Raw genomic sequence first — 24892 nt, forward strand, 5'->3', positions numbered from 1 at the left:
GCAAGGCTTGAGAGACTTACAGGAAGTTGTCCGTGAGACCCGCTCGGACTTAGCACACTTGGCCGAATGGGCCGAGGAAGTAACTCAAGCTCTCATCACTCTCACTGCATTGCAACAAGAGCACGAACGCGCTATCCAGGCCATCAACCAGCGTCAGATCGAGAATGACCAGAGGTTTAACGTTCTCCTCGAAGAAGTGCGCTATCTTATTCGCAGACAGGGGCTAGATGGAAGCTCTTCTCCCCCTTCTGGTTGAGGAGGGGGATCCCTTCTAAGCAAAGCTCAGAGCTACAAGGACAGCTCTAGTCTTCATCCACTTCCCACTCCAACAGATGGGCATAAGGAGCCACCAGCTCGGGAGAGTAAAAGGCAATGGCCCGCAGGGTGTGCCAATCCTCCAGGCAGTCGAACACGTTGGGGTACTCGTTGCGCTCCAGACGCTCCGCAATGGCCGCCACATCGGCTGCAGTGAACTGGCGGGGATCCATGCCCTTGGGGAGGGCTTCTACTTTGGATCGGGCAGACATAGGCAGCCTGAACACGCTACAAGCCGATCTTAGCCTCTCGGCCCGACGCCCCCTGGCCGAAACCACGAATTTGTAGAGGTTCTACACAATGCAGGCTGGGTATCTGCCTTGCCTAGCGGAGGAGCTCGGCGTCCAAAACAGGCTCTGTCTGGGTAACGCGGTAATAGCCAGCCTGGGTGCGGACCGAGGCTTGGTAGGGGCTGGGCAAATCCAGCGAGCGCAAGGGCGGGATGTTGGTGCGCTGGTTCAGCAAAGTGGTGAAGAAGGCGGTGGTTCGCCGGGCCTGGGAGCGCACTACCTCTTCAGGGAAAACCACCGGATCCGCATCTCTGCCCCTATCCAGCAGGATCGCATCCAGGGCATCCCCCACCGGGTAAGAAGGATAGGCAATTTGGGCAAAAACAGCCCCCGCCGGGATCCCGGCGGCTAGACAGCCCAGAACAATCGCCAGGGTTAGACGCATGTGCTGTAGTTCCTCCTACGCTACTGTAGTTCGTTCCTCAACACCGGAAAAAGCAGAAGCTGGGCGTTGCCCACCAACCTTGACCCCCGGGGAGCCTACCTCTTGACCGGCAGCTAAGGCGGATTCTACCCGAAAGACTTCGGTTGACAACGGTTGCAGCCCCCAACATGACACGGGATCCCCCTGCCGACTAGGATCGGGATGCACTGTTTGAGAACCGTTGCCTGTGAGTGTTCGCGTTCGCCTTGCCCCTAGCCCAACTGGCAACTTGCACATCGGCACCGCCCGGACGGCGGTGTTTAACTGGCTCTACGCTCGCCGCCACGGTGGCCAGTTCATTTTGCGCATCGAAGACACCGACCGCGAGCGCTCTTCCCCCCGCTACACCCGCAACATCTTAGCAGGGCTAGCCTGGCTGGGACTGGATTGGGATGAGGGGCCCATCTACCAGTCCAACCGCATCGCGCGCTACCAAGCGGTGGTGCAGCAGCTTTTGGACCAGGGGCTGGCTTACCGCTGCTATGTCAGCGAGGTGGAGCTAGAAGCAATGCGCGCTGCGCAGAAGGCCGCCGGCAAGGCTCCCCGCTACGATAACCGCCACCGCTTTCTCACTGAGGAGCAGCGACGGGCCTATGAAGCCGAGGGTCGGCAGCCGGTGATCCGTTTCAAGATCGAGGAGCCCCTGGAGGTGTCGTGGGTGGATCTTATCCGCGGCCCCATTACCTGGAACACCCAGGATTTGGGGGGAGACATGGTGATCGCGCGGGCGGATGGCTACCCTCTCTACAACCTGGCAGTGGTGGTGGACGACATCGACATGGGCATCACCCATGTCATCCGTGGCGAAGACCATATCGGCAACACGCCTAAGCAGATCTTGCTCTACCGCGCTCTGGGTCATGAACCGCCGCAGTTTGCCCATTCTCCCCTGATCCTGAATCCAGAAGGGAAGAAGCTCTCCAAGCGGGATGGGGCGACCTCGGTGGCGGAGTTTCAGCAGATGGGCTTCTTGCCGGAAGCTCTCAAGAATTACTTGGCTTTGCTCAGTTGGTCGCCTCCCGATGGGGAAGAGATCTTCTCGTTGGAAAAGGCGGCTACGATGTTTGACTTCGACCGGGTCAACCGGGCTGCCGCTCGTTTTGATTGGAACAAGCTCAACTGGATCAACAGCCAGTACATCAAGCAGCTCTCCCCGGCAGAATTGGTGGAGCGGCTGACACCCTTTTGGCAGGCGGCGGGGTTTGACCTGGGATCCGTGCCGGATCCCACTTGGCTGGAAGAGGTGGCCTGCCTAATCGCCGAGGGCATCGACCGCCTGACGGAGGCTCCTCCCCTGAGCCGCTTTTTGTTTCAAGAGCCCCTCAGCTACTCGTTGCCGGCTCTGGAACAGTTGCGCCTGCCGGGGGTGGCGGAAGCGATGGCCGCCATGGCCACCACGTTGGCTGCTGCTGAGTTGCCCCAGCCAGTTTCCGCGGACAGCCTAAAACCGCTGGTGGAAGAGGTGGCCAAAAGCCAGGGGATGAAAAAGGGCCTGCTGCTGAAAAGCTTGCGGGCCGCCCTGACAGGGGATCTGCAGGGGCCGGATTTGATGGCCTCTTTTGCGCTGTTGCAGCGGCGGGGCTGGGCTTTGGGGCGGCTGGAGGCGGTGCAGAAGGTGGTTGCCTGAGTTCAGGCTGTTGGAGTTGACTTTTCTATTGCTTGCTGCTATGCCTTTGCAGGCTTTTGTCGATCCGGATTCCACTTTCTTGATCCAGCTTCAGGCTGCCAACCAAATCGTTCAGGAACTGGTGCTGCTCTCTTCGCAAGAGGCTTCAGAAGCGGCGGAGCCGGAGGTGTGGGAGCAAGGCCTGCTCAAGTTGGCTCAAACCCTAGTGCACCAGATGGTGAGCCGCCTGGGCGTGGCCTCCGCTCGCCTCTGGTTTTTCGACCCGCAAGAGGGTTGCTTTCGGTCGGTGGCCCATGCTGGCCTGCTCAGCCCTGCCCACGCCCAAATTGAGCGAATCTACCCCGATGACAGCCCTATGGGGCGTGTGGTCCAGCAAGGGTTGCCCCTCTTGAGCAACAACCCGGATCAAGAGGTCTGGATGCCTGCCCCGGAGTGGGTGAGGGCCAATGGCCTGCGGGGCTTTGTCGCCTACCCAATTAACCGCGGGGAGGAGCGGCTGGGCGCTTTGGCTCTGCTGAGCCGGACACCCTTGGAGGCCAGCTTTGTAGAAGTAGTGAAGTTTCTTTGTTCCTATACGGCCAGCGCCATTATCAATGCCAAGCTGCTGGAGCGCAGCCGCCGACAGGCGGTGCGGGAGGCGTTGCTCAACCGCATCACCAGCACTGTCCACCGCTTTCTGCAGTGGGATCAAATCGTCAGCACTGCCCTGAAGGAGCTGCAGCACGCCTTTCTCTCGAAAGGGGTGAAGGGGCTGAGCCGCTGTTGTTTTTACAGTATCAACCCGGATCAGGAGACGGTTCAGGTCACCCACGAGGCCCTAAGCCCTGGGCTGGCCCCGTCCCTGGGGCAGGTGTACCGGATCCAAGACTTTGGCTCGCTGTGCGAGCGGTTGCAGGAGGGGCAGGTGGTGCAAATAGCCCTGCATATGCAGCCGGCTCAGGAACATCTGTTGCCGCCGCAGGGACTGGCCGCTTTCCAGGCGCTACAGGCTCGCTCGGCGGTGCTGATCCCGTTGCAAGCGGTGGGCTCAGCAGGAGCCGGGCTGGGGGAAGCCGGCGGCAGGGATCCGCAGACGGGCCGATCCGACTTGGCTGCTGCGCCAGGGGGGATGATCGGGCTGCTGGGGGTATACCTAACTACACCCCACCCCTGGCAGCCGGAGGAGATTGACCTGTTGCGCTCGGTGGCCTACCAACTGGCGATTGCCCTAACTCGTTCCAGCCTGTTTGAGCGGGCCCATCGGCAGGCGGAACGGCTGGCGCTGTTGCACTCGATCACAGCGGCAATTCGCTCCAGCCTGGAGCCCACCACTCTCTTCCACGCGATTACCCAGCAGATTGGTGCGGCTTTTCAGGCGGATGTGTGTATCTTGGCCCTTTGGCAGCCGGAACAGGAGATGCTGCATCCTGTGGGCATCTATGCGCCGGAGCTCACCCCTGCCGTGCGCGTGAGCGGGACGGAGCCCTTGCTGGATGCCCCGCTGACGGGATCCCTCCAGAAGCCCTGGCCGGAGCCGGGGATCCCGCCGGAATTGTCGGAAACGGTTCAGGCCAAGTTGCGCTTGGCAGCCAGCCTGCTGACCACCTTGAAGGAGCCGGTGGTGGTGCCGGATGACTTGAAGCCGCAGCGGCAGGGAAGCGGGCTGTTGTGGGTGCCTTTGTTTGCCTCTGACCAGCCGCAGCGACAACAGGAAGTGTTGGGGGGTATTGCCCTGCTGCGCTACCCTCACGGCGGATCCCCCTGGCAGCCGGAGGATCTGGAGTTGGCGGAAGCCGTGGCCGAGCAGGCGGGGATCGCCCTCCAACAGGCGCAACTTTACGAGCAAACCCGCATCTCGGCCCAGCGGGAAAGCTTGTTGCGCCAGGTCGCCCAGCGCCTCAGCGGCACCTATGATCCCCACCAAGTGGTAGAGATTGCCCTCGAGGGCATGGCGGAAGTTTTGCAGGTCGATCGCTGTACTTTTGTGGCGCCGCGGAGCGGCTATGGGCCGAGCGCCCAACAGCCTGCAGCGGCTCCAGAACCCCTCGCCATTCTTCAGGAATACCGCCGTCAGCCGGGGATCCCTTCCCAGGTGGGGCAGACGTTGACCCCTGAGCTGAGCCAGCTCATTTGGGTAAGTTGCTACACCCATCTGGACACGCTGCTGATCCCCGATGTCCAAACCTTTCCGCTGCCCCTTCCCACCCGCCAGACGCTGTTGCAGAAGGGCATCCGCTCCCTACTGTGTGTACCTCTGGTTACCGATGCCAACCAGATTGCGGGTGTGCTCTGCGCCTCCATTCCGCCCCTGGCGACGGCAGGCCGGAAGCCTCCAACTGCCGATACTGCCCCCGAAGCCGCCGGATTTGCCCCTGCAGATAGGGACTTGGTGGAAGCGCTGGCGGACATTGCGGCAGTGGCGCTGCAGCGGGCCTCCTTCTACGAGCAGGTTCGCCGTCAAGAGGCGACGGCAGCAGCCTTGCAAGGGCTGACCGAGGGGCGAGAGGCGGAAAGTCGTCGCCTGGCCGCCGATCTGCACGATCAGACCCTAGCGGATCTGGGAGCTCTGTCTCGTCAGATTCAGGAGCTCGCCGGCGATCCGACCCTCAGCCCTGCCGGCCAGGCTCAGCTACGCGTCATGAGCGTCCAACTGCAGGAGACCATGGCCGAGTTGCGGGGGATCGTCGAGGATCTGCAGCCGCTGGCCATGCGGGCTTTTAACCTGGGCCCGGCTCTGCGCAGCCTTCTGGAACGGGCGGCCCAGCGTTCTCCTCACCCGCTTCTCACCCGCTTCGACAACCGCGCCGATGGCCTGCTCTCCCGTCTCAGCCCTGCCTGCCAAAGCAACATCTTTCGGATCGTGCAGGAGGCGCTGAACAACATCGTCAAACACGCAGGGGCACGGCGCATCGACATCACCATTCAGCCCAAGGTTCAAGCCGGTAGCGGCGCAGAGGAGCCTTCTGTCAATCCCGAAGCCCCTTACACCCACCTGGAGCTGAAGATCATCGACGATGGCCGTGGCATGCCGGAGTTCAACGGTGGGATCGATCCCGATCAGAAACCTGGCCACGGCCATGGATTGCTCAACATGCGCTACCGAGCCGAGCTAATCGGGGCAACCATCACCTGGCGCAACCGCCGCTTGGGTAGCGGCACAGTGGTGGAGCTGCAGATCCCTTTGCCCCCCCCTTCCTAAGCTTGCCCGGAGAACCCCCGCAGAACCTCCTCGGGATGGCAGTTTGCCTCAGGGATCCAGTCTCGTCGCCTTTGCCCCCGTCGTTCGGCAGGGAGCAACCCGCCCCTCAAGGCCGGGGAACCGCAGCGGCATGCCGGTTGGAGTCCAGAAATGCAAGGGCGCCACGCGCAAGATGGATGGCCTCATGCCTCGGTTCGCCGACCGACCACAGCGTAAAAGGGATCCCCGCCAGCCAAAAGGGCAAGCCAACCCAGGGGAGCAGGCCGCTGGATCACCTCGACGATCTCGAATCCCGGCACCGACTCAAAATAGCGCTTGACCAGCTCCACCCGCTCTGCTTCCGAGCCATCCCGCCAGGCCTGGATGGCCTTCTGGAAAAACATGCGATTGGAGAAGCTGACAATGAAAAGGCCCTGGGGCTTGAGGATGCGATGCACCTCGGCAAACACCTGCTCCGGCTGCTGCAGGTATTGCACCGAAACCGCGTTCAGCGCTGCATCAAAAGTGCAGTCCGGGAAGGGCAGAAGCGGGTTTTGGTTGAGGTTCTGGACGAAGAAATGGTCAAGCCGGGGGTTGGCGGCCAGTTCCTGAGCATTCATCCCATGCCCTTCCACATGGGCAAAGTTCATCTCCGGCGGCAGGTGGGAAACCCAACTGCTCATTAGATCGAGAATGCGGCTCTGAGGCCGCAAATACTCGCGGTAGAGATCGGTGAGCTGGCCGATGAAGCCGGCATCCACATGGGTTACGAAGCGGGGATAGTCGTAAAAGAGGGCATCGTCGCTGGGATCCAACTTGGAGCGCTGCCAATCTTCAAGAACCGCCATGGCCAAAATCTGTTGCAAAGCTTAATCAAAGCTAACATTCTGGAACTCCCTCGAGGGGAGCAGGCGTGATAGCGTAGCAGGGCGACGGTGGCCATTTTCCGAGGGACTTCTTGCCGTGATGTCTGCCTCTTACGCTTCCGCTACAGCTCGCTCCTCTTCTGCCGCTGGCTTTGACCTGCGCGACTATGTAACCGAACTGCAGCTCCACATGGCCCTGCAGGCCCGCAGCCTCACCCCTCCTCTACATCTCTCGCCAGCAAAGGACAGCCCTCTGGCCCTGGTGCAGCAAGCGCAGGCAGAGCTAGAGAAGTCCGTCTCCCGCCAGTGGCTTTGAGGGGCACAGCCTGGGCAAAATGCTCAGGCCAAACTCTTGCGCAGCACCCCCTGCACCAGCAGCACTGACACCACCACAAACCCTGTCAAGAGCCCCAGGGATCCCGCCAGGGTGAGTTCGCCCCAGGGGGCCTGCAGCACCACATCGGCAAAGCTCCAGGTGCTGCTGCGATAGACGTGGCGAATCGGCTCGATGGCAAAGGTGAGCGGGTTGAGGCTGGCCACCCAGCGAAGCCAGGTGGGCATAAAGCTGAGGGGAGCCAAAGCGGTGCTGGAAAAGATCAGCGGCAGATTCACCAAAAAGATAAAGGCCAGCAACTGCTGGTGCCCCGGCATGGCAAAGGCCAGGCCCAAGCTCAGGGCGGTGAAACCCAAGACCAACAGGCCCACGATCAACGCCACCACCGCCAAGCCCGGCCCGTCCGGGATCCCGCCGCCGAGGACGTAGTCTGCCCCCACGATCACCGCCGTCTGCAGCAGCGCCAAGCTGACGATGAACAGGCTAGAGGCCAGCACAATGGAAAAGCGAGAGGTGAGGGGAGCCACCAGCAATCGGTTTAAAAATCCGAACTCCCGGTCGAAAATCACCGGCACACCGGCGTTCAAGGCCCCGCCAAAGGCCGTAAACACGATCACGCCTGCCCCCAAAAACTGGGTGTAGTTTTGTCCGGCCCCGAAAATGCCGGCAGGGGCATTCTGGAACAAGGCCCCGAACAAAATCAGCCAGAGCAGCGGCTGGATGATGCCGACCAGCAGGGTGGCGGGGCGACGCTGCAATTGGATAAACAAGCGGCGGGCGAGGGCAAAGGTCTCCTGCCAAAAGTCGGCTGTAAATAGAGGAATCGGGTTGGATTGGATGGGGGAAGCGGCAGAGGTCATACCAAGGCTCCTGCAATGTTGCGATCAATAATCATCAATGCAATCTTCAATCGATCAATCAATATCAATGGAACTTTGTACATATCAGCTTGTAATCAGTATGGCTCAATTGGGGAGTTAGGGATCGACGTGGGGAACCGTTGCATTGCTCTTGAAAATGAAGTTACTTTTTCTTTTTGCCCAGGTTGGCTTCGGCGGCAGCCAGCTCCGCATCCAGGAGGGTTTGCCCGGTTGCCGCCAAATACACGTCATCCAAGCTGGGGCGAGATTGGCTGCTGCTAAACACCTCCAGCCCATGGGCCTCGAGGTGGGCGCGGATCTGGCTGAGGGGATCCTCCCCGTTGCGCTGCACCACCAGGTTGAGGGCGTTGCCCTGGGCGCTGTTGATCACCACTTTTTGGACAAAGGGCAGGGATCCCAGCAGTTCGGCCCCCCGTTGGGCCAGTTCTGGCGGCGCAAACTCCTGCAGCTTGACGGTGATGCGCTCGCCGCCGACGCGGGCTTTTAGCTCTTCTGGGGTGCCTTCGGCAATCACCTTGCCGCGGTCGATGATGGCCACCCGGTCGGCCAATAGGTCGATCTCCTCCAGGTAATGGCTGCTGAGCACCACTGTAACGCCGGTGTTCTTGAGCTGGCGCAGGAAGTCCCAGATGGCCTGCCGGCTGGGAACGTCTAGGCCCACCGTGGGCTCGTCCAAAACCAACACCTGGGGCTGGTGCAGCAGTCCTGCCGCCAGATCGAGGCGTTTGCGCAAGCCGCCGGAGTAGGTGCCGATGCGTTGGTCGGCCCGGTCGGCCAGCCCCAGTAATTCGAGGACGGTGGCAATCCGCTCTTGGGCCAAGGGCCGCGGCAGGTGGTAGAGATCGGCCTGCAACTGCAACAATTCTCGCCCCGTCAGCACCTTATCCAAAGCCACCTCCTGGGCAACAAAGCCCAGCTTTTCGCGTACTGCCTTGGGATTTTCGTTGACGGGGATCCCGCACACCTCGATCCGGCCTGCGTCGGGGCGCAGCAGGGTGCACAGGCAGTGCAGGGTGGTGGTTTTGCCGGCGCCGTTGGGGCCGAGAATGCCGTAGATCTGGCCGGGCTCTACTTGGAAGGAGACATCGGCCACGGCCACTGTGGAGCCGTAGCGCTTCTGGAGTTGTTCTACCAAGACTGCAGGGGTATCTGACATGGGCATCCACCTTTCGCTCCCTCTAAGCTATCAAGCCGGCTCAGGAGAAAGGAGTAGCGATTCCCTCAATTCCTCCCTCCCTATCGCCGACTCATGGCTCCCAACCCCATAGGGATGGTGGGATCCAAACCGAAGCTCAGGATATAGTGGTTCAGGCGACGCTGGGGGGCTGCAGGTGGATTTTCGCCGATTTCCCGCTCAGCCCGGTCGCCAATCTCTGTTGTGGGGAGAAGATGAATGGTGAAGCCAAAGCTTGCCTGCCGGCCTGCGCATCCCACCTGTGCGGGCCCGACTTCCCCTGTTCAATCTCTTATCCCAAATCTCGTCAAACCTAGACTGGGATCTTTGGCAGCTGGGGCGATCTTGGCGCTCGGCCTGGTCGGCTGTGGCGAGGCGACAACGCCGCTTAGCCCGCTGGAAAATGCCTTTCTGCGGGCCGACGACTTTGAAATTACAGGGGGATCCCCGACAGCGGGCGCGGTGGGGCCCTACTTGCAGTTCAACGTGCGGCGGCAGCGGGACAACCAGATCTTGAATCGCCCCTTCAACGTCTATGTGGAGAATGCGGGGCTGGCGGAAGGGCGACCTCCTCTAGTCGATACCCAAAACCGTCCCATCCTGCTCCAGCGCTCAGTGGCCTTTTTGGGCAATGGCCTGGATCTAAACAGGGATGGCCAGCCGGATCCACCTCCCCAGGATCCCCCCAGCCTTGACAGCGGCCCCTTGCTGCCCTACGCGCCCCCCAACAACTGGCAAAGCCGGGCCGTCCTCGCCTACGTCCCTGGCCAGGCCAACATCCCTGGACGTGGCCCCAGTGACCGCTTCGGCTTCTACTTTTCTTCCATCCTGCCCTACAGGGGGCAGCTTCGCTTTCGCATCCGCGACGAGCTGGGCAACGCCTCTGCCCGCACCTTTGAGATCACCTATCCCCCAGCGCCCAGCCGGGCCACCGTCACCGTCACCTTGGCCAACGTCAGCGCCAGCGCCCAAGAGCCGGTGCTCATCGCCATCTGCAACCAGTTGGGGGCTGCTGCCGTGGTGGGCCTGCGGAGCGGCACCTTTACCGAGCTGGTGGATCTTTTGCCGGCCCCCAGCTTGCCGGTGGATCCCAATTTGAGCGAGCCCATCCGCTACGTGGCCGAGGCCTATCAGTTCAACCGCCAGCAAGCTGTCATCCGCGTCTCCCAGAATCCTGCGGATCCCAGCCGCATGAGCGTCCCCCTCTTGGGATCCGAGGGCGCAACCGGCAGGGCAGATTTAACCCTGGTGAGCTCCACCGATGACCGGCTCACCTGCTTCAACGACCGGCTCTCCGATCTGCGAAATACATTTTCCGACTTCTTCAGATAACAGTTAATGGCAGTTCTCCACATGGCCGGTTGGCGGCAAGCGAAGCCAGCGCCAGCTGAGGCATACCCTCTGGTTGTCCCAGATCGTCCAAAGTCTGCCGAAGAAGCTGGCAGAAAAACTGGAAAAATCTGTTCGTAGCGAGCCTTTTTTGGCTTTCTTCGCTTATCCGATTGTCCTATCGGCAAAATCCAGCTTGACTTGGGGCTGACCCCTTTTCCTGCCGGATTGGATTGCGATATGCTAGTTTCCCAACTCTAAAGCGTGATTCATTCCAAGCCGTTTTTCCCCATGAATCCCCATCGCTCCCAGGTCTCGGTTCCCATCCTGCAGGAAAGCTGGCACTTTCAAGAGCGGGATGCCTGTGGCGTTGGGTTTTTGGTGGATCGCCAGGGGAGAGCCAGCCACGAGCTGCTGCAAAAAACCCTCCAAGCTCTCGCCTGCATGGAGCACCGCGGCGGCTGCGGCGGCGACAACCAAAGCGGCGATGGGGCCGGCATTGCCACAGCCATTCCCTGGCAACTGCTGCAGGCAGAGAGGGACGAGATCCGGGCTTGGGATCCCGGCCGCAGCGCGGTGGGCATGGTGTTTTTGCCTCAGGCTCCCGCCGAGTGCCAGGCGGTACGCCAGCTTATCGACGACTACTTGGCCACCAGCGAGTGGGGGCGGCCCCTCTGGCGCCAGGTGCCGGTCAATCCGGAGTGCCTGGGGCCGATGGCGCGGCAAACCCTGCCTTCTATCTGGCAGATGCTTCTCACCCATCCCAGGCTGGCGGGAGATGAGCTGGAGCGGCAGCTCTATCTGCTGCGGCGGCGTCTGCGGCGGCAGGTGGAAAGCCGGTTTGGCTTTTATTCCATCTATTTTGCTTCTCTCTCCTGCCGGCTGATTGTCTACAAAGGCATGGTGCAATCGGCGGTGCTGGGCCAGTTTTACCGCGATCTGCACAACCCCCTCTACACCACCGCCTACGCCACCTATCACCGCCGCTTCAGCACCAACACCTTGCCCCGCTGGTCGCTGGCCCAGCCCTTCCGCTACCTCTGCCACAACGGCGAGATCAACACGTATCTCGGCAACGTCAACTGGATGGCTGCCCGCGAGCCCACCCTGGCCCATCCCCTCTGGGGCGAGGCCATCGAGGAGCTCAAACCCGTCATCGATCCCGGCAGCAGCGACTCAGCGGGCCTGGACGCGGTCTTTGAGCTCTTGATCGCGTCGGGCTACTCCAGCCAGCAGGCGATGATGGCGCTGATCCCGGAGGCCTACCGCCACCAGCCGGAGCTGCAAGATCGCCCGGAAGTGGTGGACTTCTACGAGTTCTTCGCCGGCCTGCAGGAAGCGTGGGACGGGCCGGCTATGGTGGTCTTCTGCGACGGCAAAACCATTGGCGCCACCCTGGATCGCAACGGCTTGCGCCCGGCCCGCTATGCCCTCAGCCGCGATGGGTTGCTGGTGGTGGCTTCAGAGGCCGGGGTGGTTCCGCTGCCGGAAGCCGAGATCCTGGAAAAGGGGCGGCTGGGGCCAGGGCAGATGCTGACGGTGGATCTGCAAAGTGGCCAGCTTTACAAAAACTGGGAGATCAAGACCCAGGTGGCAGCTCAGCACCCCTATGGGGAGTGGTTAAGGGCTCACCGCGTTCAGCTGGCTAGCCAAGACTTTGAGAACGCCCCGCAGCTTACCGAAGAGCAGCTGCTCCAACTGCAAACTGCCTGCGGCTACTCCTCGGAAGATGTGGAGATGATCATCGAGGAAATGGCCGCCACAGGCAAAGAGCCGGTTTTCAGCATGGGGGACGACGCGCCGCTGGCAGTGCTCTCCACCCAGCCCCACCCCCTTTACGACTACTTCAAGCAGCGCTTTGCCCAGGTAACCAACCCGGCTATTGATCCCCTGCGGGAGAGCCTGGTGATGTCTTTGGAGGTGTACCTGGGATCCAAAGGCAACCTGCTGGAGATTCGCCCAGAGCATGCCCGTCTGCTGCACTTGCGCAGCCCGGTGCTCAACGAGGCGGAGCTGGCCGCCCTGCAGCAGACGCCTTTTCCCTGCCGCACGCTGCCGATCCTCTACCCGGTGGCCGCTGGGCCAGCAGGGCTGGCCGCCCAGGTGCAAGCCCTCTGTCAAGAGGCGGCGCAAGCGGTGCGGGAGGGAGCAGAGATCTTAATCCTCTCGGATCGCGGCCTGAGCGCCGAGCAGGCCTTGATCCCGCCTCTGCTGGCCGTGGGGGCCATCCACCATCACCTCATCCAGGAGGGGCTGCGCCTGCGCGCTTCCCTGGTGGTGGAGACAGCCCAGTGCTGGAGTACCCACCACTTTGCCTGTCTAATTGGCTACGGGGCCAGCGCCGTCTGTCCCTACCTGGCCTATGAGGCGGTGCGCCAGTGGTGGCACAAGCCCAAGACGCAAACCCAAATGGCCGCCGGCAAGCTGCCCCAGCTCTCTCTGGCCGAAGCTCAACTGAAGTACCGGGCAGCTATCGAGGCGGGCTTGCTCAAGATCCTCTCCAAGATGGGCATTTCCCTCCTCTCCAGCTACCACGGGGCCCAGATCTTCGAGGCCATCGGCCTCAGCCAAGAGGTGATCGATCTGGCCTTCCGCGGCACGGTGTCGCGGGTGGGGGGGATGACGCTGGCGGATCTGGCCCGCGAGGGCATGGCCAATCACCAGCGAGCCTTCCCCCAGCTCACCTCGAAAAAGCTGGAGAACTTTGGCTTCATCCAAGCGCGGCCCAAGGGGGAATACCACATCAACAGCCCGGAGATGGCCAAGCTGCTCCACAAGGCCATTGCCTCAGGCCAGCCCGACCACTACGAGATCTACCGGACCTATCTGCGGGGCCGCACCCCCACAGCCTTGCGGGATCTGCTGGACTTTCGCAGCGACCGGGATCCCATTCCCCTGGAGGAGGTGGAGCCGGCCACCGAGATCTTCAAGCGCTTTGCCACGGGGGGAATGTCGCTGGGGGCCCTCAGCCGCGAGGCCCACGAGACCCTGGCCATTGCCATGAACCGCATCGGCGGCAAGTCCAACTCCGGCGAAGGCGGGGAAGATCCGGAGCGCTACATCCCCATCACCGATGTAACACCCGAGGGGACCTCGGCGCGCTTTCCTCACCTTAAGGGCCTGCGCATGGGGGACAACGCCAGCTCGGCGGTGAAGCAGGTGGCTTCGGGCCGCTTTGGCGTGACGCCGGAGTACCTGCTCAACGCGCGGCAAATCGAGATCAAAATTGCCCAGGGGGCCAAGCCGGGCGAAGGCGGACAACTGCCCGGCAAAAAGGTCAGCCCCTACATCGCCAAGCTGCGCCGCTCCAAGCCGGGGGTGACCCTGATCTCGCCGCCGCCCCACCACGACATCTACTCGATTGAGGATCTGGCGCAGTTGATCTTCGATTTGCACCAGGTTAACCCGCAGGCGCAGGTGTCGGTGAAGCTGGTGGCGGAGGTGGGCATCGGCACCGTGGCGGCGGGAGTGGCCAAGGCCAATGCCGACATCATCCAGATCTCCGGCCACGAGGGGGGCACAGGGGCCTCTCCCCTGAGCTCCATCAAACATGCGGGGGCACCCTGGGAGCTGGGCCTGGTGGAGGTGCATCATGCTCTCTTGGAAAACGGCCTGCGGCAGCGGGTAATTCTGCGGGTGGACGGCGGCATTCGCACCGGCTGGGAAGTGGTGATGGCGGCCATGCTGGGGGCAGAGGAGTTCGGCTTCGGGACAGTAGCCATGATTGCCGAGGGGTGCATCATGGCGCGGGTGTGCCACACCAACAACTGCCCGGTGGGGGTGACCAGCCAAAAGGAAGAGCTGCGCAAGCGCTTCCCTGGCACTCCGGACCAGGTGGTGACCTTCTTCGCCTTTGTGGCCGAGGAAGTGCGCCAGATCCTGGCCCGGCTGGGCTACCGCTCCCTGGAGGAGGTCATTGGGCGGGTGGATCTGCTCTGCCCCCGCGCCGATGTGGCTTTGGCGAAAACCCAGTCCTTGAATTTGGAGTGTCTGCTGCGAACTCCGCCGGGCTTTGATCCCCACAAGCGCCCAGAGTGGCTGGAGCACGAGCCGGTGCACTCCAATGGCCCGGTGCTGGATGACGCCATCTTGGCCCGGCCCGAGGTGCAAAAGGCCATCGAGACCTGCGGCGCGGCCATGCTGGAGCTGCCCATCGCCAACACCGACCGCTGCGTGGGCGGGCGCATTGCCGGCACCCTGGCTCGGCTGTATGGGGATACCGGCTTTGTCCGACAAGGGGGGCTGTTGGATCTGCGCTTTGTGGGCACAGCCGGCCAGAGCTTTGGGGCCTTTACCCTGGCGGGCATGCGCCTGACCCTGACGGGAGAAGCCAACGACTACGTGGGCAAGAGCATGTGCGGCGGTGAAATTGTCATTCTGGCTCCCCCAGAAGCCCCGCGGGATCCGGCGGAAAATGTAATCCTGGGCAACACCTGTCTGTACGGGGCCACGGGCGGATCCCTGTTTGCCAACGGCCAGGCGGGGGAGCGCTTTGCCGTGCGCAACTCCGGCGCCCAGGCGGTGATCGAGGGATCCGGCGACCACTGCTGCGAGTACATGACCGGCGGTGTGGTGGTGGTGCTGGGGCGGGTGGGCCGCAACCTGGGGGCGGGCATGACCGGCGGCCTGGCCTACGTGCTCGATGAAGAGGGCAACTTCCCCGCCAAGGTCAACGGCGAGATCGTGCGCATCCAGCGGATACAGACGGCGGCGGCGGAAGCGCAACTGAAGGGCCTGATCCAAGAGCACTACCGCCGCACCCATTCCCCCAAAGCCGAGCGCATCCTGCAGAACTGGGAGCGCTACCTGCCTCTGTTTTGGCAGGTGATCCCTCCTTCGGAGGAGGGGAGTGAGCTGACGGATCCGGCGCGATCCCAGCCGGCGGCGGTGCAGTCGTAGGGGGTTGTGGGGCCTGTCGGTAACACTTCTTATCCCCCCGCCGGCCACAAGGGCTGGTAAACTGCGAGAGTATACTGGCCTTTTCATCCTGTAACCCCTATGAGTTCCACTTTGCGAGCTGCCCAAACCCAGGCGCGAGTGCCCACCGAGACCATCCTGACGCCGCGCTTCTACACTACCGACTTCGAGGCCATCGGCAAGATGGGGTTAGGCGATCGAGAGGCCGACTTCCGGGCCATCTTGGAGGAGTTTCGCGCCGACTACAACCGCCACCACTTCGTCCGCGGCGAGGAGTTCAACCAAGATTGGGAAAGCCGGCTCGATCCGGAGGCGCGGCGGCTGTTTGTGGAGTTTTTGGAGCGCTCCTGCACGGCGGAGTTCTCCGGCTTCCTCCTCTACAAGGAGCTATCCCGCAGGCTGAAGGAGACCAACCCGGTCTTGGCTGAGTGCTTTGCCCTGATGAGCCGCGATGAAGCTCGCCATGCCGGCTTCCTCAACCGCGCCATGGGCGATTTCAACATGGCCTTTGACTTGGGCTTTTTGACCAAGCACAAGTCCTACACTTACTTTGCGCCCCGCTTTATCTTCTACGCCACCTATCTCTCCGAAAAGATCGGCTACTGGCGCTACATTCTCATCTACCGCCACCTGGAGGCTCACCCCGAAAACCGCGTTTACCCAATCTTCAACTTCTTCAAGAACTGGTGCCAGGACGAGAACCGCCACGGCGATTTCTTTGCCCTCATGCTCCTGAGCCAGCCGCGGCTGCTCGAGGGGTGGGTGGCGGAGCTGTGGTGTCGCTTCTTCCTGCTGTCGGTGTTTGCCACCATGTACCTCAACGACGTGGGCGAGCGCCCAGGTTTCTACCGCCTCCTGGGCCTGGATCCGCACACCTACGACATGGAGGTGATCTACAAGACCAACCGCGAGGCGGCCAAGGTCTTCCCGGTGGTGCTGGATGTGGAGAACCCCGAGTTTGTGCGCCGGCTGCAGAAGTGCGTGGCCAACAACGCCAAGTTGAGGGAGATTGCCCGCGGAGCTGGGCCCTTCAAGAGCCTGCGCAAGCTGCCTCTTTACCTCAACAACGCCTACCAGTTCCTGCGGCTGTTCCTGCTCAAACCGCGCAAAGCTGGCTTTTACTTGTGGGAGCAGCCGGAGCCTCGGTTTGAAGGAACGGCTGTTTCCGCTTGAGCCGTTTTGACTCCAGCTCCCTATTGGTAAGCCTCGTGGGTTAGCCATGAACATCGCCGCCGAGATTACGCCCCTCTTTTTGTTGGGAACGCTGGCGTTTTTGGGTTGGGGCTTCTGGCGAGCCCGCCGGCGGGGATCCCTGGCCGTCTGGGTGTGGTTACAGGGATCCCTGCTCCTTTTGCCGTGGGTGGTCTTTCTGGGGCTGCTGTTGCTGGGGATCTACCTCAACTTCGCCGGCTTCCTGCTGCTGTTGCTGGTGTTCACGGGGCTCTACATTGCCGTGGGGCGCAAAACCCGTCAGTTGGCCCAGCAGGAGCTGCAGGCGCGGCGGCAGCAGTTGGCCCAGATGGAGGAGCGGCAGGAAATCCCCTCGGAAGGGGCTGGGGAGACGCCTGCCGAGCAGCCTTTGGTCTTGCGGGGCATCTCTGCGGAAGATTTGCAGGCCATTCAGTCCATCTTCAGCCTGGACACCTTTTTTGTGACTGAGACCATCCCCTATGGGGAGGGGGCGATCTTCAAGGGCAACCTACGGCGGGAGGCGGAGGGGGTGGTGCCGCTGCTGCAGGAAAGGCTAAGGGAGCGGCTGGGCAGCCGCTACCAACTGTTTTTGGTGGAAGATGCCTCAGAAAAGCCGGCGGTGGTGGTCTTGCCAGATGAGATTGTTAACTACCGCACCTCGAGGGGAGCCCAGATTCTGGCAGCAGGCCTAATGCTGGCTAGCTTTCTGGCCACTTTGGAGGTGGGGGCCAACCTGTTCGGCTTCCGGCTGTTGGAGGCGCCGGGGCGTTGGGTGGAGGCCCTGCCGGTGGCGGCCGGGATCTTCGCCATCTTGCTGGTGCACGAGACCGGACACCGCTGGATGGCGGGCAAGTACGGGGTGCGCCTCAGCCCTGCCTTTGTTATCCCCAGCTTGGGCATTGGCACGCTGGGATCCCTAAACCGCATCCAGTCGCCGGTGCCCAACCGCAAGGCCCTGTTCGACATCGCCTTTGCCGGCCCGGCGGCGGGCGGCCTCCTTTCCTTGGTGGTGCTGCTGGTCGGCCTAAGGCTGTCTGGCTCCGGGGGGCTGTACGTGCCCACGGAGATCTTTCGCAGCTCCATCCTGGTGGGCACGCTGGCGCGGCTGGTGCTGGGATCCCAGTTGCAGGCGGAGCTGGTGCCCATTCACCCCTTCGTGGCGGTGGGCTGGATTGGCCTGGCCATCACCGCCTTGAGCTTGCTGCCGGCGGGGCAGTTGGACGGGGGTCGCATTGTGCAGGCGGTGTACGGGCGGAAGACGGCGGCCCGCGCCACGGTGATTACCCTGATTGCCCTGGCGGTGGCGGCCATCAGCAACGTCTTGGCCCTCTACTGGGCGCTGCTGATTCTCTTTATTGCCCGCGAGCCGGAGCGTCCCCCGCAGGATGAGATTACCGAGACCGACGGCCAACGGGATGCCTTGGCGTTGCTGGCCCTCTTTTTGATGGTGATGACCCTGCTGCCGATTGCCCCGGCCTTGGCAGGCTTTTTGAATTTTCCCAACGGCTAAAGATGTCGCCGCCGGGAAAGGGCTTTGGCCCCAGCCGAGAGAACCAGGAACAGCACCTGCAGCGCCTGCTGGTTCAGGCTGTCCACCATCACCAGGCGGGGCAACTGCCGGAGGCCATCTCCCTCTACCAACAGGTGTTGCAAGCCCAGCCCGCCCACCCGGAGGCGCTGCACCTCTTGGGGATCTGCCGGCAGCAGCAGGGATCCCTGGAAGAAGCCATTGCCCTGATGCAGCAGGCCTTGGCCCAGCAGCCGTGGTTTCCCGACGCCCACTACAATCTGGCAATTGTCCTCAAGCAGGTAGGCTGCCTGGAGGAGGCAAAAGCTCACCTCCAACAGGCTCTGGAGCAGGGGGGGCCGGATCCGGAAGTTCTGTACCAGTTGGGGCTGGTGCTGCGGCAACAGGGGGAGTTGGAGGCGGCCCTGGTACCCCTGAAGCAGGCTCTGGAGTTGCAGCCGGACTTTGCCGATGCCGCCTACACGCTGGCCATCCTGCTGCGCGATTGTGGCCGGGAGGCGGAAGCAGCGGAGCTGTTCTACCGCCTCTGGCAGGCCGATCCCGCCGATTTGGCCGCGGCCCTGGGCTGGTGCCTCAGCCAGTTGCCTTTGCTCTACGACACCCCTGAGCAAATTGCAAGCGCCCGCCAGCGCTACCGCCAAGCGCTGGAACAGGTCAAGGCCCGCTGGGCCCAACTGCCGCGGGATCCCGCTGCTTTAGAGCGCGCTGCCGCCGGCGTCGGCTCCGTCCAACCCTTCTTTCTGCCCTACCAGGGCCAGAACGACCGCGAGCTGCAGCACCTGTACGGATCCCTGGTGGGGGAGGTGATGGCGGCCCGCTACCCCCAGCCCCCTGTTGTCCTGCGGCGAGGTCCTGGCCGGCTGCGGGTGGGCATCGTCTCCGGCCTGTTCCGGGATCATTCGGTGTGGAAGATCTTGACCGGCGGCTGGGTAGAAGCTCTGGATCGCTCCCAAGTGGCCCTCTACGGCTTCCACACCTCGGCCGTCCAAGACGAGATCACGCGCTCCCTGCCCCCTCGTTTTGAGCAGTCTGTGGCCGGATCCCGCAGCCTGGCGGAGTGGCAGGCAACCCTTCGGGAGGCGCAACTGGACGTGCTCCTCTACCCGGAGGTGGGCATCGACCCGGTCTGTGCCCAGTTGGCCGCCCTGCGTTTGGCCCCTGTGCAGGCCATGGCCTGGGGACATCCGCAAACCTCTGGCCTGCCAACAATGGATGTTTTCCTCAGCAGCGAGCTGATGGAGCCGCCGGACGGGGCCGGCCACTACACCGAGCAGCTCCTGCCCCTGCCCGGCATCGGCACCTACTACATCCCTCTGGACATTGACCCCGCCCCTGTGGACTGGCTAGCCTGGGGGGTGGATCCCGACAGGGTGCTCTACCTCTGCGCCCAATCTCTGTTCAAGTACTTGCCGCAGTACGACGAGGTGTTCCCCCGCATTGCTCGGGAAGTGGGGCGGTGTCAATTCCTGTTTTTGCGAGGCCGCCTCTCCCAAGGGATCCGCCAGCGCTTTTGGCAACGGCTGCAGCGGGCCTTTCAAGCCTACGGCCTGGCCGCTGAAGACCATGTGCTGCTGTTGCCGGAGCTCTCGCCTGCCCAATATGCCGCCTACAACGCCCTGGGGGATGTTTACCTGGATAGCATCGGCTGGTCCGGCGGCAACACCACCCTGGAAGCCCTGCCCCATGGCCTGCCCATCGTCACGCTGCCGGGATCCCTGATGCGGGGCCGCCACACCTACGCCATCCTGCGGCAGATGGGGATCTACGAGACCATCGCCTCTAGCCTAGAGGAGTACATCCAGATTGCCGTGCGGCTGGGCCTGGATGACCGCTGGCGTGAGGAAATAGGGCAGCGGGTAAAAGCCCGCCAAGAGCGCCTCTACCGGGATCCCGCTCCCATCCGCGCCCTAGAAGCGTGGCTGCAAAGTCTGAAGACCTGAAGGTTAGTTTGGGTGGCCTAGTCCGGCCCGATAGCTCTGGCGCTAACTTGGCTGGGGAAGCCCTTCTCCAGCGGGATCCCGACCTTCCAAGCGGCAGAACAATTGCCGCAGCAGCAGCTCCCGTTGGCCCAAAGAGAGATGGGGGGCAAGGGCGCTGGGAAAGTGGGGCATGGCCAGGGTGACGCGATCCAGCAAGTCAGCGCGGCGGTGCTTTTGCTGGATGGCCCAGGCCCGCTGCACCAGCTCAGCAGCCGTCTCCTGTTCTAGCCCTGCCTGTTGGGCCAGCCAAGCTGTCAACTGCTCCAAATCGGGGTCGAAGCGCAGCCGGTACATATAGACCAGCATGCCGATCCCCAGCACCAGGCCTACGGCGCTGGCCACGTAGGCGGCCTTGATGGAAGTTCCCGGCAGATAGGCCACCGCCGAGACGCGCAAAATTTCGTAAGGGATGCGGATCAAGCTATAGCCGACCACATAGGTCCAGACCCAGGTGCCATCTTTGAGCTTGGGGAAGCGCCAGAACATCCCCATCAAGAGAGCAAACAGAAGCAGGTTGAGCAGGCTTTCGTAGAAAAAGATGGGGTGGAAAAACTCAAACTGGCTGTAGTCAGGCTCGCGGGCTTGGGGGGGGATATATACCCGCAAGGGCCAACTGCTGTCTGGGGGAATGGGGGCTCCATAGGCCTCAGAGTTGAAAAAATTGCCCCAGCGCCCAATGGCCTGGCCCAAGATTAGCCCCGGCGTGATCACATCGGCGTACTTCCAGCCGTTGATCCCGGTGGCGCGGCAGTAAAGGTAGAGGGCAAGTGCACCAGCCAAGATCCCACCGTGGATGATGATGCCTCCCCGCCAGATGGCAAAGGCCAGGAGGGGGTTGTCTTGGAACTCTGACCAGTGGGTGAGGACGTAGTAGAGGCGGGCGCCCAGAAATCCCGATACCACTAGCCACAGGGCCAGGATCTCGACCCGTTCGCTGGCCTCGCCTGGCTCCTTCTCCAGGTGGCGGGCCTCCGCCAAGGCTTTGGTCAAGAGCAGCCCCAGCAACACGGCAATGGCCATCAGCAGGCCGTACCAGCGCAGCCCCAGCCCACCTACGAGAGGGGTTTCGGGGGGAAAGCGGAAGACAAATTCTCCCGGTGAGCTGAAGGTAAGGCCCAGCAGCCCTGCACTCCCTAGATTCATCGACAACACCCTCTGCACCCCAAAATCCCCCCATTCATTTCCAGCAGTCGGCTTCCATCAACCTCACCTGCTAGCAGGACGAAATCCTCTCCGGGTTCTTTTCTCCAGTTTTGAGCAGCCGTTCCCGCGCCTCGATAGGGATCCATTCTCCCCAATCTTGCCGCAGCAGCGATCCCCCCAGGCTGCCCAGGCCATTCTTCTGGGGGATGTCGGCCTCCTATTCGCGCAACACGTAGCCTACCCCGCGCACCGTCTGGATCAGGCGCTTCTCCCCTGGGCCTTCGATCTTAAGACGCAAGTAGCGAATATAGACCTCGATGATGTTGGAATCGCCTGTAAAGTCATAGCCCCACACATGCTCCAAAATTTGTTGGCGTGTGAGCACCTGGCGGGGGTGTTCCATCAGGTAGCGCAACAAGTCGTATTCCTTGGCCGTCAGCTCCACCTGTCGCTCTCCCCGGCTTGCCTGGCGTGTCACCGGATCCAGCGTCAGATCCATAAACACCAACCGGCTGTCGCCAGATCCCTTGGGGGGCTGCAGATAGATCCGTATCCGCGCCAGCAACTCCTGAAGGCTAAAGGGTTTGACCACATAGTCATCTGCCCCAGCATCCAGACCTGCCACCCGATCTGCCACCTCGTCGCTGGCAGTCATCAGCACCACGGGCACGCGGTTGCCCGTCAAGCGCAACTGCCGACAAACTTCCAACCCCGAGATCCCGGGCAACATCCAGTCCAGCAGCACCAAATCGGGGTTCTGGTCGCGGGCTGCCGCCAAGGCCACCGTGCCATCGCCGACCACACTCACCCGATATCCCCTATAGGCCAGCTCGGTTTCCAGGAAACGGGCCAGTTTGGCCTCATCTTCGATCACCAGAATGTGGGCTGAGGAGGATTCCGGTTCTGGCATATTCTCTCCTCAAAAGAAAAGGCAGGAAACTTGCTCACTGCTCACCAGCATACCCTAGCCGTGGGAACTGGCGGTACTAATCAATCCATCCTGCTTCCGAAGTTGGTTTGCTAGGTGTTGCTACTGTGCCCTTTAATTCTTTAACAGGCCGTACCTGAGTTCCTATAAGGGTTTTGGCCTGTCTAAATGACTAAAGATACTCCCCTACTTAGACCTGGAAAGCGTCCAGAGAGATTGCTGCCTTGCCTCGAAAAGTAGGTATATTTGACACTCCCACCGCCTAAAGGCGGGGGATTCTTACGCAGTCCACAAAAGAACCCGTAACGGCGTTGTCAAAGCGCCTCTAGACAGTTCCTGAAGGCAAAGCCCCAAGGTTCTGCTGACTTTCTTAAGCAGGTTGGCGGCAGCATTCGCCTCAGCCCAGAGGGTCTCCACCCGTCGGGTTTTTCACCATAATTAGGTAGCTCATCTCCATCTAGGAAGCTTGCCTGCGAGCTGTACGCCTCCTCTACCTCAATAAACTCCATGCCATAATGCTGACATAATTGCGCAATACGCTCCTTGAACCGACCTGTTGGAATGAAAACAAAGTTTTGGTTATTGACCTTCCCTAAACCGCATTCTTTGTTCCAACCAAAGACTATTCTCCCAATTGAGTGGTGCAAACAGAAGTCAATGACCTTGCCCACAGCTTTGTGGATTGCATTCTCCGGTTTCCGTAATTCGACGAAGCTTTTGCAACCAAAACCCCCGCAGCTTGTGAGTCTTGAGCCTAGCCAGCTCCTTGTTGTACCCCTGGTTAAAGGACTTGACTTTGCGGCCACCAATGATGAAGCTATGTCCTAAGTTGCTAACGCACGTAAGCCAGTTGTTGACTCCGTGGTCAATTGCTAGAGCTTTTCTCGGATCCAGCGATTTGGGCTGAGCAGGCTTGGCATAGACCCACTCCAGCTACAGACTTACAGGTCTGTTGTGCGGCGGAGACATACATTGCGATGAAGTGCTTGTTTTGGGTTCTCACCATCTCAGCGCAAAGCGCACCATAGCTTGCCCATCGCTTCGTTTTGAAATAGACTTGTCTCGCATAGTACAAAGCACAGTTGTACACCTTATTAGACTGTTGACACAAGTACTCTAGTAGGGGGACTAGCTCCCTGTTCCTGACTCGAACCTGCTGACAGCCGCACTCCATCATTGTTGGCAAGCGGCATGACAACCGCAGTCTGACATGGGCAAGCGATAATGCGAGAGGAAAGTCAACGGTACAATCACTACAACCATGGTGTGGGGCTAGCGGTTGTTCATCTCATTTTTTGGCCAAAGAGAAGGAAAAAGGTCTTGGTAGGAGAAGTCAGGAAGAGGTTGTTTGAGCTATGAAACTATATCAACGACCCCCATCATGGGTAAGCGACTAAAGTGGCTAGCGGGCTTTTCCGCCCCGCACTCAAGTGCGGGGCTACCAAGCTATCCCTTTGTGTGTAGGGGCGTCTTGACAGCGCCTTCGCGATTCCGGTTGTGGACTGCGTGAGAATTCCCCGACTTGAGTCGGGGGAGTGTCAAAAAGCACTTGGCGTGGATGCCGAGGCTTGTGTCGCCGTTTTTTAGTTAAGAAAAAGACGCGAGCTCTCGGAAAAAAGCGCGTAGAGTCGCAGAGCTCCTAGGATTGCCCCTTCCCTGGAGAGGGAGGATAAAGCAAGGCTTCCAGCTCCTGTAGAGCCTGCTCTAGATTGTCGTTGACGATCACGTAGTCGAATTCGTCTTTGGCATCCAATTCTTTGCGAGCCTGTTGCAGACGGCGTTGGATGCTGGCTTCAGAGTCTTGTCCGCGTTCGCGAATGCGGCGTTCGAGCTCTTCTAGCGAGGGAGGAGACAGGAAGATGCGAATGGCATCGGGACACTGTTGTCTCACCTGGCGGGCCCCGGCCAGTTCAATTTCCAGAAGCACATCCTGACCCTGGCTGAGTTTTTGGAACACGATCTCGCGGGGAGTGCCGTAAAAGTTACCTGCGTACTGGGCCCATTCCAACAACTCATCGGCTTCAATCAGGTTGAGGAACTCCTCGCGAGTGCGGAAGTAGTAGTTGACGCCTTCCTGTTCCCCAGGGCGGGGGGGGCGGGTGGTTACCGAGACAGAAAAGTACAGCTCAGGGTGGCGCTGGCGCAATTGGCTGACCAGAGTGCCTTTGCCCACCCCACTGGGCCCTGTCAAAACCACCAGGCGACCGCGAGTGGCAGGAGGCCGAGGGGCTTCCTGTTGCTGCAGGCACTCAGGGGGAGTTGGCGAGGAGAGCGTAGTGGAAGAAACTGCCATAGGCGGAGAGCGACAAAGGACGGCTGGACAGTTGGCTGGTTTGGTTTGTTTTAGGATATCTCACTCTCGGCCTCGCAGGCTGCTTGTGAGGCCCTTACTCAGGTTCCTCCGGCGCACCGACTTTGGCAGTAAGGAAGCGGTTGGCAACGGTTTCCGGCTGAATGGCCGAGAGGATGACGTGCCCGGAATCGGTGATGATTACGGCGCGGGTGCGGCGACCGTAGGTCGCGTCCACCAACTGGCCTCTTTCGCGGGCGTCGCTAATGATGCGTTTGATGGGAGCTGACTCAGGACTGACAATGGCGATAACGCGCCCGGCGGCGACGATATTGCCAAAGCCGATGTTGATTAGGCGAGTATCCATGGTTAATCAGCCAATCTAGCGCCTGTCCGGCCAGCAGCCTTCATCTGAATGCGCGGGACACCCCACCGTCTATACGGTGGGGAGCGATAGCGCCTAATATAACCAGCATGACCCAAGTCCTGACTATCTTCTGCAAGCTCAAGGTATCTGCC

Annotated in this window: 19 protein-coding genes and 2 pseudogenes; 10 read left to right on the forward strand and 11 right to left on the reverse strand. The window is 61.3% G+C overall.

Features of this window, described 5'->3' with window-relative positions; all coding sequences use genetic code 11:
• A pseudogene (locus tag SYN63AY4M2_RS13945) lies at positions 1–256 on the forward strand (hypothetical protein); the annotation flags it as partial.
• Positions 257–302: 46 nt separating this feature from the next.
• Here SYN63AY4M2_RS13945 and SYN63AY4M2_RS08075 read toward each other — a convergent pair.
• A complete protein-coding gene (locus SYN63AY4M2_RS08075) occupies positions 303–527 on the reverse strand; it encodes a DUF2555 domain-containing protein (protein ID WP_083759181.1) in 225 nt (74 codons plus the stop codon).
• A gap of 112 nt (positions 528–639) precedes the next feature.
• Positions 640–990: a hypothetical protein gene (locus SYN63AY4M2_RS08080; protein ID WP_011431494.1), complete on the reverse strand. Its 351-nt coding sequence runs from the start codon at positions 988–990 to the stop codon at positions 640–642.
• A 226-nt stretch (positions 991–1216) separates the two neighbouring features.
• Here SYN63AY4M2_RS08080 and gltX point away from each other — a divergent pair, with 226 nt between their 5' ends.
• Together gltX and SYN63AY4M2_RS08090 are read left to right on the forward strand one after the other, a co-directional pair.
• Positions 1217–2656 (forward strand): glutamate--tRNA ligase, encoded by a 1440-nt coding sequence (gene gltX / locus SYN63AY4M2_RS08085; protein WP_011431493.1) that lies wholly within the window; start codon positions 1217–1219, stop codon positions 2654–2656.
• Positions 2657–2696: 40 nt separating this feature from the next.
• Positions 2697–5834: a GAF domain-containing protein gene (locus SYN63AY4M2_RS08090; RefSeq protein ID WP_143596985.1), complete on the forward strand. Its 3138-nt coding sequence runs from the start codon at positions 2697–2699 to the stop codon at positions 5832–5834.
• Between the two features lie 182 nt (positions 5835–6016).
• Here SYN63AY4M2_RS08090 and SYN63AY4M2_RS08095 read toward each other — a convergent pair whose 3' ends face one another.
• Positions 6017–6661, reverse strand: a complete 645-nt coding sequence (locus tag SYN63AY4M2_RS08095; RefSeq protein WP_099813303.1) for a methyltransferase domain-containing protein — start codon at positions 6659–6661, stop codon at positions 6017–6019.
• Positions 6662–6779: 118 nt separating this feature from the next.
• Here SYN63AY4M2_RS08095 and SYN63AY4M2_RS08100 point away from each other — a divergent pair, with 118 nt between their 5' ends.
• On the forward strand, positions 6780–6995 hold the full coding sequence (locus SYN63AY4M2_RS08100) for a hypothetical protein (RefSeq protein ID WP_011431490.1): 216 nt from the start codon (positions 6780–6782) through the stop codon (positions 6993–6995).
• Positions 6996–7018: 23 nt separating this feature from the next.
• On the opposite strand, the gene SYN63AY4M2_RS08105 is transcribed toward SYN63AY4M2_RS08100, so the two are convergent.
• From SYN63AY4M2_RS08105 to SYN63AY4M2_RS08115, 3 genes are all read right to left on the reverse strand, one after another.
• Entirely contained in the window at positions 7019–7873 is an 855-nt protein-coding gene (locus tag SYN63AY4M2_RS08105; protein WP_011431489.1) for an ABC transporter permease, read from the reverse strand.
• A gap of 163 nt (positions 7874–8036) precedes the next feature.
• Entirely contained in the window at positions 8037–9050 is a 1014-nt protein-coding gene (locus SYN63AY4M2_RS08110) for an ATP-binding cassette domain-containing protein (protein WP_099812721.1), read from the reverse strand.
• An 80-nt stretch (positions 9051–9130) separates the two neighbouring features.
• Positions 9131–9328, reverse strand: a complete 198-nt coding sequence (locus SYN63AY4M2_RS08115; RefSeq protein ID WP_011431486.1) for a hypothetical protein — start codon at positions 9326–9328, stop codon at positions 9131–9133.
• A gap of 67 nt (positions 9329–9395) precedes the next feature.
• On the opposite strand from SYN63AY4M2_RS08115, the gene SYN63AY4M2_RS08120 reads away from it, so the two are divergent.
• The 5 genes from SYN63AY4M2_RS08120 to SYN63AY4M2_RS08140 all read left to right on the forward strand — a co-directional run bounded on the left by SYN63AY4M2_RS08120 (position 9396) and on the right by SYN63AY4M2_RS08140 (position 19973).
• The gene (locus SYN63AY4M2_RS08120; protein ID WP_240527795.1) at positions 9396–10400 is read left to right on the forward strand and encodes a hypothetical protein; all 1005 of its coding nucleotides are present in this window, start codon (positions 9396–9398) and stop codon (positions 10398–10400) included.
• A 288-nt stretch (positions 10401–10688) separates the two neighbouring features.
• Complete coding sequence (gene gltB, locus SYN63AY4M2_RS08125; RefSeq protein WP_011431483.1) at positions 10689–15296, forward strand: glutamate synthase large subunit; 4608 nt, start codon at positions 10689–10691, stop codon at positions 15294–15296.
• Positions 15297–15395: 99 nt separating this feature from the next.
• Positions 15396–16487 (forward strand): magnesium-protoporphyrin IX monomethyl ester (oxidative) cyclase, encoded by a 1092-nt coding sequence (acsF, locus tag SYN63AY4M2_RS08130; RefSeq protein WP_011431482.1) that lies wholly within the window; start codon positions 15396–15398, stop codon positions 16485–16487.
• 46 nt (positions 16488–16533) lie between these two features.
• Positions 16534–18015, forward strand: a complete 1482-nt coding sequence (locus SYN63AY4M2_RS08135; protein ID WP_099812722.1) for a site-2 protease family protein — start codon at positions 16534–16536, stop codon at positions 18013–18015.
• Between the two features lie 2 nt (positions 18016–18017).
• Complete coding sequence (locus SYN63AY4M2_RS08140) at positions 18018–19973, forward strand: tetratricopeptide repeat protein (protein WP_099887311.1); 1956 nt, start codon at positions 18018–18020, stop codon at positions 19971–19973.
• 42 nt (positions 19974–20015) lie between these two features.
• Here the strand turns inward: SYN63AY4M2_RS08140 and lgt are convergent, their stop codons facing one another.
• The 3 genes from lgt to SYN63AY4M2_RS14170 all read right to left on the reverse strand — a co-directional run bounded on the left by lgt (position 20016) and on the right by SYN63AY4M2_RS14170 (position 23016).
• Positions 20016–21155, reverse strand: a complete 1140-nt coding sequence (lgt, locus tag SYN63AY4M2_RS08145; RefSeq protein WP_011431480.1) for a prolipoprotein diacylglyceryl transferase — start codon at positions 21153–21155, stop codon at positions 20016–20018.
• Positions 21156–21372: 217 nt separating this feature from the next.
• Positions 21373–22065, reverse strand: a complete 693-nt coding sequence (locus tag SYN63AY4M2_RS08150) for a response regulator transcription factor (protein WP_011431479.1) — start codon at positions 22063–22065, stop codon at positions 21373–21375.
• Between the two features lie 672 nt (positions 22066–22737).
• On the reverse strand, positions 22738–23016 hold the full coding sequence (locus SYN63AY4M2_RS14170; protein WP_228375531.1) for a transposase: 279 nt from the start codon (positions 23014–23016) through the stop codon (positions 22738–22740).
• A 291-nt stretch (positions 23017–23307) separates the two neighbouring features.
• Between SYN63AY4M2_RS14170 and SYN63AY4M2_RS08160 the strand changes: the two are divergent.
• A pseudogene (locus tag SYN63AY4M2_RS08160) lies at positions 23308–23439 on the forward strand (IS200/IS605 family transposase); the annotation flags it as partial.
• 283 nt (positions 23440–23722) lie between these two features.
• On the opposite strand, the gene gmk reads toward SYN63AY4M2_RS08160, so the two are convergent.
• Together gmk and SYN63AY4M2_RS08170 are read right to left on the reverse strand one after the other, a co-directional pair.
• Positions 23723–24376: a guanylate kinase gene (gene gmk / locus SYN63AY4M2_RS08165; protein ID WP_011431478.1), complete on the reverse strand. Its 654-nt coding sequence runs from the start codon at positions 24374–24376 to the stop codon at positions 23723–23725.
• Positions 24377–24470: 94 nt separating this feature from the next.
• Positions 24471–24740, reverse strand: coding sequence for a DUF370 domain-containing protein (locus SYN63AY4M2_RS08170; protein WP_011431477.1), 270 nt, complete (start codon positions 24738–24740; stop codon positions 24471–24473).
• Positions 24741–24892 lie beyond the last annotated feature (152 nt).

Origin of the sequence: Synechococcus sp. 63AY4M2 (assembly GCF_002760475.1) — a bacterium.
Taxonomy (GTDB): Bacteria; Cyanobacteriota; Cyanobacteriia; order Thermostichales; family Thermostichaceae; genus Thermostichus.